The 14,161-nt window shown below is 72.3% G+C and carries 14 protein-coding genes and 1 pseudogene; 5 read left to right on the top strand and 10 right to left on the bottom strand.

Going from position 1 to position 14,161, the window contains the following annotated elements; translation table 11 throughout:
• Window positions 1–76: 76 nt before the first annotated feature.
• Window positions 77–955, bottom strand: coding sequence for a helix-turn-helix transcriptional regulator (locus ACH4TL_RS05175; protein WP_398311920.1), 879 nt, complete (start codon window positions 953–955; stop codon window positions 77–79).
• Between the two features lie 88 nt (window positions 956–1,043).
• On the opposite strand from ACH4TL_RS05175, the gene ACH4TL_RS05170 reads away from it, so the two are divergent.
• Entirely contained in the window at window positions 1,044–2,495 is a 1,452-nt protein-coding gene (locus ACH4TL_RS05170; RefSeq protein ID WP_398311923.1) for an MFS transporter, read from the top strand.
• 373 nt (window positions 2,496–2,868) lie between these two features.
• Here ACH4TL_RS05170 and ACH4TL_RS05165 read toward each other — a convergent pair.
• Window positions 2,869–2,970, bottom strand: a pseudogene (locus tag ACH4TL_RS05165) (Ku protein); the annotation flags it as partial.
• 54 nt (window positions 2,971–3,024) lie between these two features.
• On the opposite strand from ACH4TL_RS05165, the gene ligD reads away from it, so the two are divergent.
• A complete protein-coding gene (ligD, locus tag ACH4TL_RS05160; RefSeq protein ID WP_398311926.1) occupies window positions 3,025–3,921 on the top strand; it encodes a non-homologous end-joining DNA ligase in 897 nt (298 codons plus the stop codon).
• Window positions 3,918–4,841, top strand: a complete 924-nt coding sequence (locus ACH4TL_RS05155; RefSeq protein WP_398311929.1) for an ATP-dependent DNA ligase — start codon at window positions 3,918–3,920, stop codon at window positions 4,839–4,841. Before ligD ends, ACH4TL_RS05155 begins: the two co-directional genes overlap by 4 nt.
• Before the next feature lie 228 nt (window positions 4,842–5,069).
• Here ACH4TL_RS05155 and ACH4TL_RS05150 read toward each other — a convergent pair whose 3' ends face one another.
• Both ACH4TL_RS05150 and ACH4TL_RS05145 read right to left on the bottom strand, forming a co-directional pair.
• Window positions 5,070–5,978, bottom strand: coding sequence for a 1-aminocyclopropane-1-carboxylate deaminase/D-cysteine desulfhydrase (locus tag ACH4TL_RS05150; protein ID WP_398313660.1), 909 nt, complete (start codon window positions 5,976–5,978; stop codon window positions 5,070–5,072).
• Between the two features lie 72 nt (window positions 5,979–6,050).
• A complete protein-coding gene (locus tag ACH4TL_RS05145; RefSeq protein WP_398311932.1) occupies window positions 6,051–6,791 on the bottom strand; it encodes an SDR family oxidoreductase in 741 nt (246 codons plus the stop codon).
• A gap of 96 nt (window positions 6,792–6,887) precedes the next feature.
• Here ACH4TL_RS05145 and ACH4TL_RS05140 point away from each other — a divergent pair, with 96 nt between their 5' ends.
• A complete protein-coding gene (locus tag ACH4TL_RS05140) occupies window positions 6,888–7,454 on the top strand; it encodes a TetR/AcrR family transcriptional regulator (protein WP_398311935.1) in 567 nt (188 codons plus the stop codon).
• 74 nt (window positions 7,455–7,528) lie between these two features.
• Here ACH4TL_RS05140 and ACH4TL_RS05135 read toward each other — a convergent pair whose 3' ends face one another.
• The 6 genes from ACH4TL_RS05135 to ACH4TL_RS05110 form a co-directional block, all read right to left on the bottom strand.
• The gene (locus ACH4TL_RS05135; protein WP_398311938.1) at window positions 7,529–8,002 is read right to left on the bottom strand and encodes a thioesterase family protein; all 474 of its coding nucleotides are present in this window, start codon (window positions 8,000–8,002) and stop codon (window positions 7,529–7,531) included.
• Window positions 7,999–8,976: a 3-hydroxyacyl-CoA dehydrogenase NAD-binding domain-containing protein gene (locus ACH4TL_RS05130; protein ID WP_398311941.1), complete on the bottom strand. Its 978-nt coding sequence runs from the start codon at window positions 8,974–8,976 to the stop codon at window positions 7,999–8,001. The genes ACH4TL_RS05135 and ACH4TL_RS05130 overlap by 4 nt, the downstream gene beginning before the upstream one ends.
• Before the next feature lie 50 nt (window positions 8,977–9,026).
• Window positions 9,027–9,920: a 3-keto-5-aminohexanoate cleavage protein gene (locus ACH4TL_RS05125; RefSeq protein ID WP_398311944.1), complete on the bottom strand. Its 894-nt coding sequence runs from the start codon at window positions 9,918–9,920 to the stop codon at window positions 9,027–9,029.
• A 33-nt stretch (window positions 9,921–9,953) separates the two neighbouring features.
• Window positions 9,954–10,847 (bottom strand): TetR family transcriptional regulator C-terminal domain-containing protein, encoded by an 894-nt coding sequence (locus ACH4TL_RS05120; RefSeq protein ID WP_398311947.1) that lies wholly within the window; start codon window positions 10,845–10,847, stop codon window positions 9,954–9,956.
• A 129-nt stretch (window positions 10,848–10,976) separates the two neighbouring features.
• On the bottom strand, window positions 10,977–11,822 hold the full coding sequence (locus ACH4TL_RS05115) for a class I SAM-dependent methyltransferase (protein ID WP_398311950.1): 846 nt from the start codon (window positions 11,820–11,822) through the stop codon (window positions 10,977–10,979).
• 30 nt (window positions 11,823–11,852) lie between these two features.
• Window positions 11,853–12,452: an SUKH-4 family immunity protein gene (locus ACH4TL_RS05110; RefSeq protein WP_398311953.1), complete on the bottom strand. Its 600-nt coding sequence runs from the start codon at window positions 12,450–12,452 to the stop codon at window positions 11,853–11,855.
• A 169-nt stretch (window positions 12,453–12,621) separates the two neighbouring features.
• On the opposite strand from ACH4TL_RS05110, the gene ACH4TL_RS05105 reads away from it, so the two are divergent.
• A complete protein-coding gene (locus ACH4TL_RS05105; RefSeq protein WP_398311956.1) occupies window positions 12,622–14,157 on the top strand; it encodes a protein kinase in 1,536 nt (511 codons plus the stop codon).
• The last annotated feature ends 4 nt before the right edge of the window (window positions 14,158–14,161 follow it).

The following is a 14,161-nucleotide window of genomic DNA, read 5'->3' as shown; positions in this document are numbered from 1 at the left end:
CCGGAGCCGCGGCGGACGATACCCCACCCGGATGCGGCGGCCATCCACCGAACCGAAAACCTCAGTAGCACCGCCGCTATCCCGCCATGGGGTACATCGCCCCGCGCCGCCCCTCCGGCGACGCCAGCCATTCCAGCTTGCCCGCGGTATCCGCCTCGTTCAGCGGCGTGTGCAGCACGATCGACAGATCCGGTCGCGCCGGCAGCCTCATCACGCTGGACTCGAAGCACAGCAGCCCCAGCACCGGGTGGTCCATCTCTTTGCGGATTTGCCCGGCCTCCTCGATGTCCCGCCGCTCCCACAGCTCGGTGAACTCCGCGCTCGCCGCCTTCAGTTCGGCCGCCACCGCCTGGAACCCCTCGTCGTCCGGGCTGGCCAAACAGGCGGCCCGGAACTGCGCGACGACCGTGCGCGCGTTCTGCTCCCAACTCCGCGCACGGGAGCGGTACATCGGATCGGTGAAGAAGTCGACGAGGCAGTTCTGCGTGATGCCGGGCCGCATCCCGAGGACCGTCGCTGCCGCCTCGTTGAACAGCACGGTGTTGTAGTACAGGTCCATGATGTGCGCCGGATACGGCATCCACGTGTCGATCAGCCGCTGCAGCCCCTCGCAGATGTCTCGCTGCCTGTCCGGCTCGATCTCGGGCACGGGCGGGTTCATCCCGGCGAGGACGTAGAGATGGCGGCGCTCGGCGTTGCTCAGCCGCAGGACGCGGGCGACGGAGTCGAGGACCTGCGGGGAGACCGAAATGTTCCGGCCCTGTTCCAGCCACTGGTACCAGGAGGCGCCGACACCCGCGAGCACGGCGACCTCCTCGCGGCGCAGCCCCGGGGTGCGGCGGCGGGCGCCACCTTCCGGGAGTCCGGCGTCGGCCGGGGTGACCCGGGCCCTCCGGCTCATCAGGAACTCGCGCAGCTCGCTACGCCGCCGGGTCTTGGGCGCGTCCCCGGGCATGATCCGGTCCTCCTCGTGTCTGGTGGTGCCACCACCAGGAGAACCTGCCGCTCCCCACGGCTATTCCACCGGCCGCAGGCTCTTGCCCATGGCGATCGATACCAATCCCGCACCCTCACCGCTCGACACCCCACGGCTGTCGACGCGCGACAGACTCGTGCTGTTCGTCCTGTGCGCCGCTCAGTTCATGGTGGCCCTCGACTTCTCCGTGCTGAACGTGGCGCTGCCCGTCCTCGGCGCCGACCTCGGCATGAGCCAGTGGGCGTTGCAGTGGGCGGTCACCGCGTTCGCACTGCCGTCCGGCGGCTTCCTGCTCCTCTTCGGCCGCATCGGCGACCTGTACGGCCGCCGACGGCTGTTCCTGACCGGACTCGCCCTGTTCGGGGCGGCCTCGCTGCTGGCGACCTTCGCCTGGGACCCGGCGTCGTTCCTCACCGGGCGGGCCCTGCAGGGGATCGGCGCGGCGGCCATCGTCCCGACCGGGATGTCCCTGCTCACCACGACGTTCGCGGAGGGACCGGCCCGCGACCGCGCCCTCGGTATCTCGGGCACGCTGCTCTCGCTCGGCTTCACCGTCGGCATGGTGGCCGGCGGTGTCATGACCGACGTGCTGGGCTGGCGCTCCACCATGGGCGTGCTCGCCCTCTTCGCGCTGATCGTCCTGCCCCTCGCCCCGGGGCTGCTGCCCGAGTCCCGCACCCCTGAGCGCCCGCGCCTGGACGTGCCCGGCGCGGTCACCGTCACCGGCGGTCTGCTGTCGGTGATCTACGCCCTGTCGACGGCCGCCGACCGCGGTTTCGGGCACGTCGACGTCATCGCGACCTTGGTCGCGGGCCTGGCGCTGCTCATCGCGTTCGTGCTCATCGAGTCCCGCACCGAGGCGCCGCTGGTCTCCCTGCCGATGCTGCGCCGCCGCACCGTGGCATGGGGCAACGTGGGCGGTCTGGTCACCTTCTCGATGATGTCGACGCTGGTGTTCGTGCTGACCCTGTACTTCGAGGAGACCCTGGGCCTGTCCGCCTTCCGGACGGGGCTGGTCTTCGGCGTGGCGGGCGTGCTGTCGGCCGTCGCCGGGGCCTACGCCCCCAAGGTCATCGGCCGCTTCGGAGCCCGTCGCACACTCGTCGGCTCGCTCGCCGGGCAGGGTGTGCTGACCGGGGCGCTGCTGGGTCTGGGCACCCACGTCTGGTCGGTGTGGCTCGCCACGGCCGCCATCTCCCTGGCGTGCGTGTGCCACCTCGGTGTGATCGTCTCCTACGGCCTGACGGTCACGTCCGGAGTACCGGACGCGGAGCAGGGCCTGGCGACCGGTCTGGTCACCTCCACCCAGCAGGTCGGCATCACCATCGGCATCCCGCTCCTGGGCGTCCTCGCCACCACCACGTCGGACCTGCTGACGGGCCTCCACACGGTCCTCGCGGTGGAAACAACGATCGTACTGGCGGCGGCCGCACTCGTCGCCCTCGGCCTCCGGGGCCGCAGGACGAACGCGAAGGCGGTCCCAGAAGCGGCCGAGGTGGAGGCACTCGACGCACGGTAGGCCGGCCGCGACCAGGTCGTATGAGTCCTCGATCAGCTCGAGCTGTGAGGGCTTCAACGCCCTCGCGGTGCTGTCTGCCCTCGCGATCCCGAACTGCTGCTGCCATGTCCTCGGGTGACCACTCCCGGCGTATGAACGTCCCCGCCCCTCCGTCGAGTACTCGTTCGGCCTAGCGAAGAGGCCGGGCAGGAAGCAACGGGGGGAGGGGCAGAGGGCCGACGGGTACTTGGCACCGTGGGTCAGATATAGGAGACCAGGGCCGGTTCATCTGATCCGCTGATCCCGCAACGGATGTTGCACTGGACGTCTTTCACGCAACCGGCTGTGAGCTGCATCGATGCGGAGAATGGCGCCAGGGAACACCTCATACCCCCAGAGAACCGCCGTCAGCGGTGTGGATCTGCCGGAAGGACACCGAGTGATCCTCGGTCGCCGGATACATCTTGATCGGGATGCTCACCAGACCGAACGAAATGTTCCCATTTCAGATAGATCGCATGCTTGATCCCTTTCGTGAGATTCTTATCGTATGTCCCCGATCACGGAGGTGGAGGGGCGACGGATCGCGCTCAGGAACCTCGACAAGGTCATCCACCCGGCCACCGGCACCACCAAGGGCGAGCTGCTGCACTACCTGGCGTCCGCCGCGGACCCGCTGCTCGGCCATCTGCGGGGGCGCCCGCTCGCGTTCCTGCGCTATCCCGACGGCCCGGACGGGCAGCTGTTCTTCACCAAGAACCCGCCGCCCGGCACGCCATCCTGGGTGACGACCGCCGAGGTCAGCCGCCATGAGGGGGAGACCGCGCGCCAAGTGCTGGTGCAGGACCTGGCCTCGCTGATGTGGGCGGCGAACCTGGTGGTCGAGTTCCATGCGCCCATGTGGCGGATCGACGTGGGGGCGGGCCTCGCCGACCGGCTGGTGTTCGACCTCGACCCCGGACCGCCCGCCACGGTCGTGGACTGCTGCGCCGTCGCCGTATGGCTGCGGGAGCGGCTGCGCGCGGATGGTCTTGCCGCGTACGCCAAGACCAGCGGCTCCAAGGGGCTGCATCTGCTGACCCCGCTGGAACCGGCGCCGTCCCGGCAGGTCACCCACTACGCCCGGCGGCTCGCGGCGGAGGCCGCCGCCGCGCTGCCCGGGCTCGCCATCCAGAAGATGACGCGCTCCCTGCGGCCCGGCAAGGTGTTCGTCGACTTCAGCCAGAACGCCGCCGCCAAGACCACCGCCGCGCCCTACACGCCCCGGGCCCGCCGGGAGCCGACCGTCTCCACGCCCGTGACCTGGGACGAGGTGGAGTCGTGCGACGACCCGGGGCGGCTGGTGTTCCGGGTCGACGACCTCCCCGCCCGCCTCGAACGCCACGGCGATCTGCTCGCCCCGCTCCTCGACCCGGCACGGGCCCATCCGCTGCCCGGCACCGCATGACCGCCCTGCTGCCGCCCGTGCCGGTTGCGCTCGCCCGGCCGATCCCGACCCTGCCGGTCGCGGGGCCGGGGCGGCGGCTGGCGTACGAGCCGAAGTTCGACGGCCATCGGCTGCTGATCTTCCGGCTGGCGGAGGAGGTGCGGATGCAGGCCCGTTCCGGCCGCATCGTCACCCGCGCCTTCCCCGACCTGGCGGCCGCCGCGCAACGGCTCCCGGTGGGCACGGTGCTCGACGGCGAGGTGGTGGTGTGGGTCGGGCGCCACACCGACTTCGCCGCCGTCCAGAAGCGCGCCACCGCAGCGAGCGAGGCCCGCGCCGCGCGGCTCGCCCGCGAACTCCCCGCCTCCTACGCGGCGTTCGACCTCCTCGCGAGCGGCACGGACGACCTGCGCCCCCTGCCGTACGAACGCCGCCGGGCCCTCCTCCTCGCGCTCCTCGAACCGCTCGGCCCGCCGCTTCAGGCCGTCCCGATGACGATGGACCCGGAGGTGGCCGCCACCTGGTACGAGGCGTTCCCGGCGATCGGGGTGGAGGGGCTGGTCATCAAGCACCCCGACCAGCCGTACCGGGCGGGGAGGCATTGGCGGAAACTGCGGCACGCGGAGACCCGGGACGCGATGGTCGTCGGCGTCGTAGGCCCCCGCCTCCGCCCCCGGGCCCTCGCGCTGGTGCTCCCGGGCGACGACACCCCCGTGGTCTCCGGCCCCCTCTCCCCGGCGGTCCGCGCCCAGCTCACCCCGGCCCTGCGGGACCTGCCCCCTACGGAGCCCCCGCCTCCGGAACCGCCCACGGCGATCGACACGGTCGGCGCGTGGATCGCGTACCAGCCGATCGCGCCGGAGCTGACGGTGGAGGTACGCCAGGAGAGCACGGTCCGCCACGCGGCGGTGGCGGTCATCCGCCTACGAACCCCCGAGTGACCCCTCACCGCCACTCCGGGTCAGCCCGCGGTGTCAGGCACCTCCCGGAGGGAGTCCGGGGGCGGTCCTCCTCGGACGCGCCGACAACGCAGCGAGCGTGCGGGACGTCGTGAGCCCGGCGGGACTACGCGGACGCGCCCGAGAGGCGGGGTCCAGGGGCGCAGCCCCGGTGGGGCCCAGGGCGGAGCCCCGGTTTCGGGAAGGGGCGGGGTGGGGGAAGACCACCCGCTACCGCGGATCCGGCGGGCCGGTCACGACCGCCGTCACCCGCCCTCCCCTCGGCAGCGCCCCCGCCTCGGCCAGCCCGAACACACCCCACAGCATCTTCGCCACGTACCGCCGCTCCACCCGCACCCCGTGCCGCTCCTCGAACCCCGCCGCGAACGCCTCCAGCTCGGCCGGGACCCGCCCGTACCGGCCGCCGTGCCAGCCGTGCTCGATGCGCCAGTTGGAGAAGCCCCGCCCCCACCCCCGCCGGTGCAGCTCCGCGACCTCGCCCTCCAGATACCCGTCCGCCCCCTTCAGGACGGCGAACCCCAGCGCCCGCGCGCCCTCCGGCAGGGCGGCGGCGATCCCGGCCAGCGTGCCGCCCGTGCCGACCGCGCAGCACACGAGGTCGCGCGCGCCCAGGTCGGGCATCTCCGCGACGAGTTCGGCGGTCCCCTGCGCGGCGAGCGCGTTCGTACCGCCCTCCGGCAGGACATAAGCCCGCCCCCACCGCGCCTCCAGCTCCCGCCGCGTCCCCGGGTCGTCCAGGGAGCGCAGGATCTGCCGGTAGCCGGACCGGTCGAGGAAGGACAGCCGCATGCCGTACGACTCGGCGAGGGCGAGGGACCAGTTGCGCGGGCGTTCGGCGAGTTCGTCACCCCGGATGATGCCGACGGTGTCCAGCCCCCACGCGGCCCCGGCCGCCGCGACGGCGCGGATGTGGTGGGAGTACGCCCCGCCGAAGGTGAGCAACCGCGTGTGCCCCTGCTCGGCGGCGGCGCGCAGATTGGGCGTGAGCTTGCGCCACTTGTTGCCGGGGACGGTGGGATGGATGAGGTCGTCCCGCTTCAACCGCAGCTCCAGCCCCGCGCGCTCCATGACCGGATCGACGAGCGGGGTGAGCGGCGAGGGGAGGGCGGCGGGAGGCATCACGACCGAAGTCTAGGAAGCCGGCCCGGACGCGGCGGTGGCCGCCCGGCCGGGCGCGGTGAACGGCCCGGGTCATGCCTGGACGGTGGGGCGGACGTTGATCTCGCCGATCTCGACGTCATGGGGCTGCTCGACGGCGAAGGCAACCGCGCGGGCGACCGCCGCCGGGGGGATGCCGACCGCGTCCATGGCCGTGCGCGTCTGCTCGCGGAGGTGCGGGTCCGCCATGGAGTCGGCGAGGTCGGTGCGGACGTAGCCGGGGGAGATGGCCGTCGTGCGCACCACCCCGTCGGTGGACTCCCTGCGCAGCCCCTCGTGGATGGTGCGCACCGCGTTCTTGGTCGCGGCGTAGACGGCCATCGAGGGGGATACGGACAGGCCCGCCACGGAGACGATGCTCACCAGGTGGCCCGCCCCCTGCTCGCGGAAGACGGGCAGCGCGGCGGCGACGCCGTGGAGCATGCCGCGGAGGTTGACGTCGATCATGGCCGACCAGCCGGCGGTGTCGAGGTCGGCCAGCGGGCCGATGGGGGCGATGCCCGCGTTGTTCACCAGGACGTCGATACGGCCGTACTCGCTGACGGTGGTGGACACCAGGCGCTCCAGGTCCTCGGCCCGGGTGACGTCGACGACGCAGGTGGTGGCGCGGCCCCCGGCGTCCCGGATGTCCCGGGCTATGGCGTCGACGCGCTCGCCGCGGCGCGCAGCGAGGACGACCGCCGCGCCGCGCTCGGCGAGCAGCCGGGCCGTGGCCTCGCCGATGCCGCCGCTCGCGCCGGTGATGGCGACGGTCTTGCCGTGAAGAGAGGGCACCCTTGCCTCCAAGGTAAAGTGGACACGTGTCCGCAGTAGGGATCAACCTACCGGACACGTGTCCACTTGTCAGCGGCGGAACTTCAGGAGGGGCTCATGGGCGCGTCAGCACGCCGTCCGGATGCGGAGCGGAACCGGACCCGCATCGTGGAGGCCGCCCGCGCAGCCCTCGCCGGGTCCAGCCATGTGCACCTGAACGAGATCGCCAAGCGGGCGGGGGTGGGGCAGGGGACGCTGTACCGGAACTTCCCCAACCGCGAAGCGCTGCTCGCCGAGGTCTACCGGCGCGACGTCGAGGAACTCGTGACCGCCGCCTCCGCCCTGCTGGCGGCCCACGAGCCCGTGGAGGCCCTGCGGCACTGGCTCGACCGGGTGATCGACTACGCCGGGATCAAGCGCGGTGTCCTGGCGGCGCTCGAACCGGCGGCGTGGCAGGACCTCGTGGCCCACAGCCACAACCCCATCGAAGGCGCGCTCGCCCTCCTGCTGGACGCCGGGAAGGCGGCCGGTTCCCTCCGTACGGACGTGGACGCCCACGGAGTCCTCCAGCTCATCGCCTACCTCGGCCGACTGGACCGGGAGGAGTGGGACTCCGCGGCACGGCCGCTGATGAGCGTCATCCTCGACGGCCTGCGCCGACGAGAGGCGGACACGAGGGTCTGAGCCGGACGCGTCGAGGGGGTCACCGGGCCGCGGAACGGCCGGTGACCCCCTCGTCTCTGCGTGTGCCGCCGCGCCTAGGCGGCCGCGGGAACCGGGCCGATGGAACGGCCCGCCCAGTCGGGTGCCTTCTCCACCAGGGAGGTGAGCCGCTCGCGGACCTCCTCGGGGAACGGCGCCGAGCGGCCCTCCTTCTGGTCGATGTGGAGGGCGAGCAGTTCGGTGGTGGCCACGGGATCGCCACCCTCCGGCTCGCCCACGTACATCTCGTGGGAGAACCGCACCTTCTTCTCGTCCACACCCAGCACCCGGGTGCGGATGGTCAGCTCGGCGCCCTCCTCGACTTCGTGGAGATAGCGAATGTGCGTCTCGACGGTGTAGAGGGAGCAGCCGGTCTTCACCCGGTATCCGGAATCGAGACCGGTCTCGACCATCATCTCGTCCGTGCTGTGTCCGAAAACGAGGACGTAGAACGCCTCGCTCATATGACCGTTGTAGTCGATCCATTCCGGTCGGACGGTCTGGTGGTAATGCGGGAGCTGGTCGCTCACGTGTCGCCTCCCTCGTTGCGCTGCTCGGGCAACCGGCCGGTCGCCCGCAGGACGTTGATCACGCCCTGGTCCCTTTCCGCGACGAGCTGGGCGATACTCCGCCCGGCCGCCGCCTCGTCACATCCGTCGACCATGGCCGTACGCAACGAGTCGTCCAGCTCAGGGGCTTCGAGACGCGTCCATGGCGATTTCAGTGACGGTCCGAAGTGATCGAGCATATGCCCCATGCCTCCCTCGCCTCCCGCGAGGGCGAACGTCAGGCACGGACCCATGAAGGCCCACCGCAGGCCGGGTCCTTCGGTGATCGAGTCGTCGATGTCCTTCACGGTGGCCTCGCCGTTCGCGACCATGTGCAACGCCTCGCGCCACAGGGCCTCTTGGAGGCGGTTGGCGATGAAGCCGGGCAGTTCGCGGTCCATGGTGATGACGGACTTGGCGGCCGCCTTGTAGAAGGCGGAGGCCCATTCCACGGCGGCCGGGTCGGTCTTCTCGCCGCCGGCGACCTCGACCAGCGGGATCAGATACGGCGGGTTGAACGGATGGCCGACGAGGAGGCGGCCGGGGTCGGTGGCCTCGGTCTGCATGTCGGTCATCGGATAGCCGGAGGTGGAGGACGCGATGACGACGCCGGGCGGGGCCGCCGCGTCCAGCTGGGCCAGCAGGCTCCGCTTCAGCTCCAGCTTCTCGGGGGCGCTCTCCTGGACGAACTCCGCCTCCGCGACGGCCTCTTCGAGGCTCGGCGCGAGGGTCAGCCGGTCCGGTGAGGCGCCCTCGGCCAGGCCGATCTGCTCCAGCGCGGGCCAGGCGGCGTCGACCAGGCGGCGCAGCTTGGTCTCCGCGTCCGGCGCCGGGTCCCAGGCGGTGACGTCGTAGCCGCGGGCGAGGAAGTGGGCGACCCAGCCGCCGCCGATGACGCCCGCGCCGATACAGGCGACGCGGCGGACACGGTCGGGGGCGCAAGGGGGTGAGGGCATGGGGGTCCTAAGGGGAAGAGGAGGGGAGGGGCCTTACGCGGACGGGGGCCTTACGCGCGGGGCTTGAGGCCGAGCCGCTGGCGGGCCTCGTCCGGAGTGGCGACCGTGGCGCCCAGCAGCTCGGTGATCTGGACGGCGCGCTCGACGAGCTGGCCGTTGGTGGCCTTGACGCCCCGGCTGAGGTAGAGGTTGTCCTCCAGGCCCACCCGTACGTTGCCGCCGAGCAGGATGGACTGGGCGACCCACGGCATCTGCATGCGGCCCAGCGCGAAGCTGGCCCACTGCGCGCCCTCGGGCAGCAGGTCGACCATGGCCTTGAGCACGCCGGGCTCGGCGGGCGCGCCCCACGGGATGCCCATGCACAGCTGGAAGACGGTCGGGTCGTCCAGCAGCCCCTCGGCCAGCAGCTGCTTGGCGAACCACAGCTGTCCGGTGTCGAAGATCTCCAGCTCGGGGCGGACGCCCAGCTCCTGGATGCGCTTGGCGCCGGTGCGCAGCATGTCGGGGGTGGAGACGTAGAGGTTGCTGCCGTCGCCGAAGTTGAGCGAGCCGCAGTCCAGGGTGCAGATGTCGGGCAGCAGGTCCTCGACGTGCGGGAGCCGGTCCAGGCCGCTGACCAGGTCGGTGCCGGGGAGGTGGGTGAGCGGTGCCTCGGGGTCGATGACGAGGTCGCCGCCCATGCCCGCGGTGAGGTTGATGACGACGTCGGTGCCGGTCTCCTTCACCCGCTCCACGACCTCGCGGTACAGCCGCGGATCGCGGGCGGGGGCGCCGGTCTCGGGGTCGCGTACGTGGATGTGGACCACGGCCGCCCCGGTCTCCGCGGCCTCGACCGCGGAGCGGGCTATCTGCTCGGGGGTGACGGGGACGTGGGGGCTGCGGCCCACGGTGTCACCGGCCCCGGTGAGGGCGCAGGTGATGATGACGCTGTCGTTCATGGGCATGGCGCTTCTCCGTCTTCTGCGACTGCTCCGTAGCTACGGGAACGGGGATGAACGGGTTTCGTCCGGATGGTGAGGGGGCTGTGCGGACAGTTCGGTGTCGACGTAGGCGAGGCAGGCGGTGCGCATGCGCTCCGCGCTCGTACCGCCCTCACCGGGCGCGGTGGCGACCACCTGGGTGGCGAACCCGTCGATCAGCGCGGTGAGCCGCAGCGCGCTGAACTCGGGGTCGACGTCGCGGAACACGCCCTGGGCGATGCCGCGCCGGATCACCTCGGCGATCGTCCGCCGCCACTCCCGGTAGAACGCGGCGTGCAGCTGCCCGATGGAGGTCGAGCGCGCCGCCTCGGCCCACAGGTCCATCCACACCAGCCACTGATGGCGCTGCTGGGTGCTCTCCGGGACCTGGAGGTCGATGAGCTGACGCAGTTCCTCGAGGGCGTCGTCGGCCTCGGCGAGGCGGCCGGCGCGGCGCATGGTGTCCTCGTCCATGCACCAGCGCACGGCGGCTTCCAGTAATTCGGCGCGGCCGGGGAAGTGGTAGTGGATGGCGGCGGTGCTGGTGTCGCAGGCGGCGGCGATGTCGGCGACGCGTACGGAGTGGAAGCCGTGCTCGGCGATCAGCCTGACCGTCTCCCGCACGATCTGGAGGGGCCGCCCGCCCTCGGGGGGTGAGGGGCGGACGGCCGGTTCCGGGGTGTCGGCGGCGGGTTCGCCGGGACCGGTGGTGCCGAGCAGCCACCCGGCGTCGACCCGGCCCGCGTCGGCGATGCGGGCCAGTTCGGCGACGGTGAAACGGCGGGTGCCGCCGAGCGAGCGGGACAGCTTGGAGGGGTCCATCACCACCCGCCGAGCGAACTCCCGCTGGCTGCATCCCGCTTCGTCGATCACCTGACGGACGCGCGCCGCGACGTCGAACTCTTGCCGCATGGCCGACACGGTACGGAGGCGTTGAGATAAGCGCAATGGATGGTGGCGAGGAATGCCCCCTATGAGTCCGTGTGCACCGGATTTTCATCCAGGCGATGAGACGTCGACTGACTCGGCGATCAGTGAGGCTCAGCCGAAGCGGGCGATCGCGGTCATCGTGGGCCGCACGTTCCGTACGCCGGGCAGCCGCCGCAGCACCGGCGCCAGCGCCCCGTGGTACGGCCCGCGCCCGCGCGGCGGCGGCAGCTCCCGCACCTCGCTGATGCGCGGATGGGCGCCCCGGACCTTGCCCAGCTCACCCGCGTCCATGCCCCACGGCATGGGCGGCGCCTGATACCCCCGCGCCGTGCGCAGCCCGCCGCGCAGCGTGCGCGCGCTGAACCACCGCGGCACCGCGTCGAAGACCAGCGCCCCGCCCGGAAAGCCCTCCGCGCACCCGGCGATCAGGTCCCGTACCTCGGTGGGCCGCAGATACATCAGCAGCCCCTGCGCGGTGATCAGCACCCCGCGCGAGGCGTCGACCTCGTCGCGCCAGGACAGGTCGAGCGCCGACCGGGCGAGGGTGCGCCGCCGCTCGTCGTCCGGCAGCAGCGCGCGCCGCACCGCGGCCGTCTCGGGCAACTCGACGCACAGCCAGCGGGCCCGTCCGTTGTCCACCCGCCAGTACTGGGTCTCAAGCCCCTCGGCGAGCGCGACGACGGTGCCGTCCGGGTGGGTGGCGAGGAAGCCCCGTACGGCGTCGTCGAAGGTCCGCACGCGCAGCGCCTGCCCCTGCGCGAGCAGCGGGCTGGGCGGGCCGAAGGTCTCCTCGAAGGGGTAGTCGATGCGGTCGACCAGCTCCACGGCCTTGGGGTCGTCCAGCACCGGCCGCGCCTGACGCGCCTCGTACGCGCGCATGTACAGGTTCCACAGCAGGGTCTCGGGGACCCCGCTCAGCTCGACGCTCCAGCCGTTGTCGTCCGCCATGTGGTCCATTGAACACCCGTCGCTCGCGATGAGCGCCGGTCAAGTAGCCATGTACTCGAACATCTCATCCCAGAACGGGGCGTCCTCCACGTACGCGTCGAAGTCGGCCATTTTGGCGCGCAGCTCCTCGACGGCCCTGGCCCGGGCTTCCTCGTCGTCCTCCAGGGCCTCAATGGCCTCCGCCCGCTCGGCGAGCAGCCCGAGCAGGACGGCGAGCGAGGGCAGCGAATCGGCCACCGTGCCCTTGTAGCCCTCGCCGTGGTCCCAGCCGTTCGGGTCGTAGTGATCGATGTCGCCGGCCGCCGCGTCGAGCATCAGCATGTCCTCGTAGTGGAGGCCGAAGCAGAAGCAGAAGTTCTCGGGCGGGGAGTGGTCGTCGGGGCGACGCCTCCCGTACACCTCGTCGGCGTCGAAGGTGTGACGTCGCCCGGGGTCCCGCAGATGGGTCGAGTCGAAGCCGATGAGGCCGATCTCGACGGCGGGGAACCCGATCGTGGTCAGGAACTCCCGCGACGCCCGGTCGGTCAGCTCCTCCGGAAGCTCGGACTCCGCCGGTCGCCACAGCGATCCCGCGCCGAACCGGGCCTCCAGCCAGGCGGCGTCCGGAACCGTAGGCGGAGTCTGCTCGGCTGTGGTCATCGCTGTGCCCCCTGAAATGCCGTGTGCCGGTGGGCCGTCGTCCCCCCGGCCCGGTCGATCGCTTACCCCCTCAGTCAACATCAGGGGTACGACAACGGTCCGGCTATGCTCGCCGCGTCGTTCCCCGCGCATCGGCGGGGGCCGGGGGGAGAGAACAGGGGAGTTCCGAGTGAGATCCGCCGAGGACGGACGGCTGATCGCCGAACGCTATCTGCTCCTGGACCGGCTCGGCCGGGGCGGTATGGGCACGGTCTGGCGTGCCCGGGACCGGGTGCTGGAGCGCGAGGTCGCCGTCAAGGAGCTGCATGTCCACAGCGACGGCGACGAGCACCACAGGCGGCTGCGCCGCGCGGTGCGGGAGGCGCGCACCGTCGCCCGGGTGCACCACCCCCATGTGGTCGGCGTCCACGATCTGGTCGAGTACGACGGCCGGTTGTGGATCACGATGGAGCTGATCGACGGCCCGTCGCTGGACCGCCACCTCGCGGCCGCCGGTCCGCTGTCGCCGCAACACACCGCCGCCCTCGGCCTCCAGCTGCTGAGCGCGCTGGAGGCCGTGCACGCCGTCGGGGCGCTGCACCGCGACATCAAGCCCGCCAACGTCCTGCTGCGCCCGGACGGCAACGCCGTCCTCACCGACTTCGGCATCGCCGCCCTCGAAGGCGACGACTCGCTGACCACCGCCGGTGAACTCCTCGGCTCCCTCGGCTACATGGCCCCCGAGCGGCTGACCGCCGACGAGATCGGCCCGCCGTCCGACCTGTGGGCGCTGGGCGCGACCCTGTCCGCCGTCGCCTCCGGGGTGGCGCCCTTCCACCGCACCACCCAGGCCGCCGCGCTGCACGCGGTCACCTTCGCGGAGCCGAACATCCCGGACCGGGTCGGCCCGCTGCGGCCCGTCGTCGAGGCGCTGCTGCACAAGTCGCCCGACCAGCGCCCCTCCCCGGCGGCGCTGCGCGAGGCGCTGCGGAGCGTCGCGGACGGCGCCGAGCCGGAACCCCTGGCGGCCGCCGGCGGCACGGGGAGCTACGCCGCGACGGCACGGGTGCCCGAGCCCCAGCCTCAGCCGGACGTAGCGACCATGACCGGCATGCGCACCTTCGGCGCGGCGCCGACCGTGGTGGACCGCACGGCCACGGCGGCGCCGCCCCGCCGCGGCAGGGTGCGGTGGTGGTGGCCGGTGGCGGCGGGGGCCGTGTCCGCCGTGGTCACCGGGGTCTTCCTGCTCCTGACGGGCGCGCCCCCGTTCGACGGGGACGACGCGGCCCCGGCCGGCCCGTCCCCGTCGGCCACCTCGGCCGCGCCGGTCACCACGACCTTCGACGTCCGGTCGGACCAGGGCTGGCAGCGCGCCACGCGGACCAAGCTGCGCCGGGGCGACTCGGTGACGGTGCGCTACTCCACCGGCACCTGGACGGTGGACTCCGGCCTGCTGCCCACGGTCGGTCCTGAGGGGCACAGCGCCGCCGACGACGAGTCCCTGCGGGGCGCCTGGAGCTGCAAGGTCGACTCCGAGGCCCCCTTCGGCACCCTGCTGGGCCGCTTCTCCGGGAACCCCAAGAGCCTGCCGAGCCATCGCGTCACGCGCGAGTGGCGGTTCCGGGCCAACCGCGCGGGGACGCTGGAGCTGCGGATCAACGACGGCGACACCTGCCTGGACGACAACCAGGGAGCCCTCACGGTGAGCGTGCGGGTCACTCGCTGAGCGG

The organism is Streptomyces sp. NPDC021115 (assembly GCF_044333065.1).
Lineage (GTDB): Bacteria > Actinomycetota > Actinomycetes > Streptomycetales > Streptomycetaceae > Streptomyces.
This window is presented reverse-complemented; position numbering and strand designations above follow the sequence as displayed.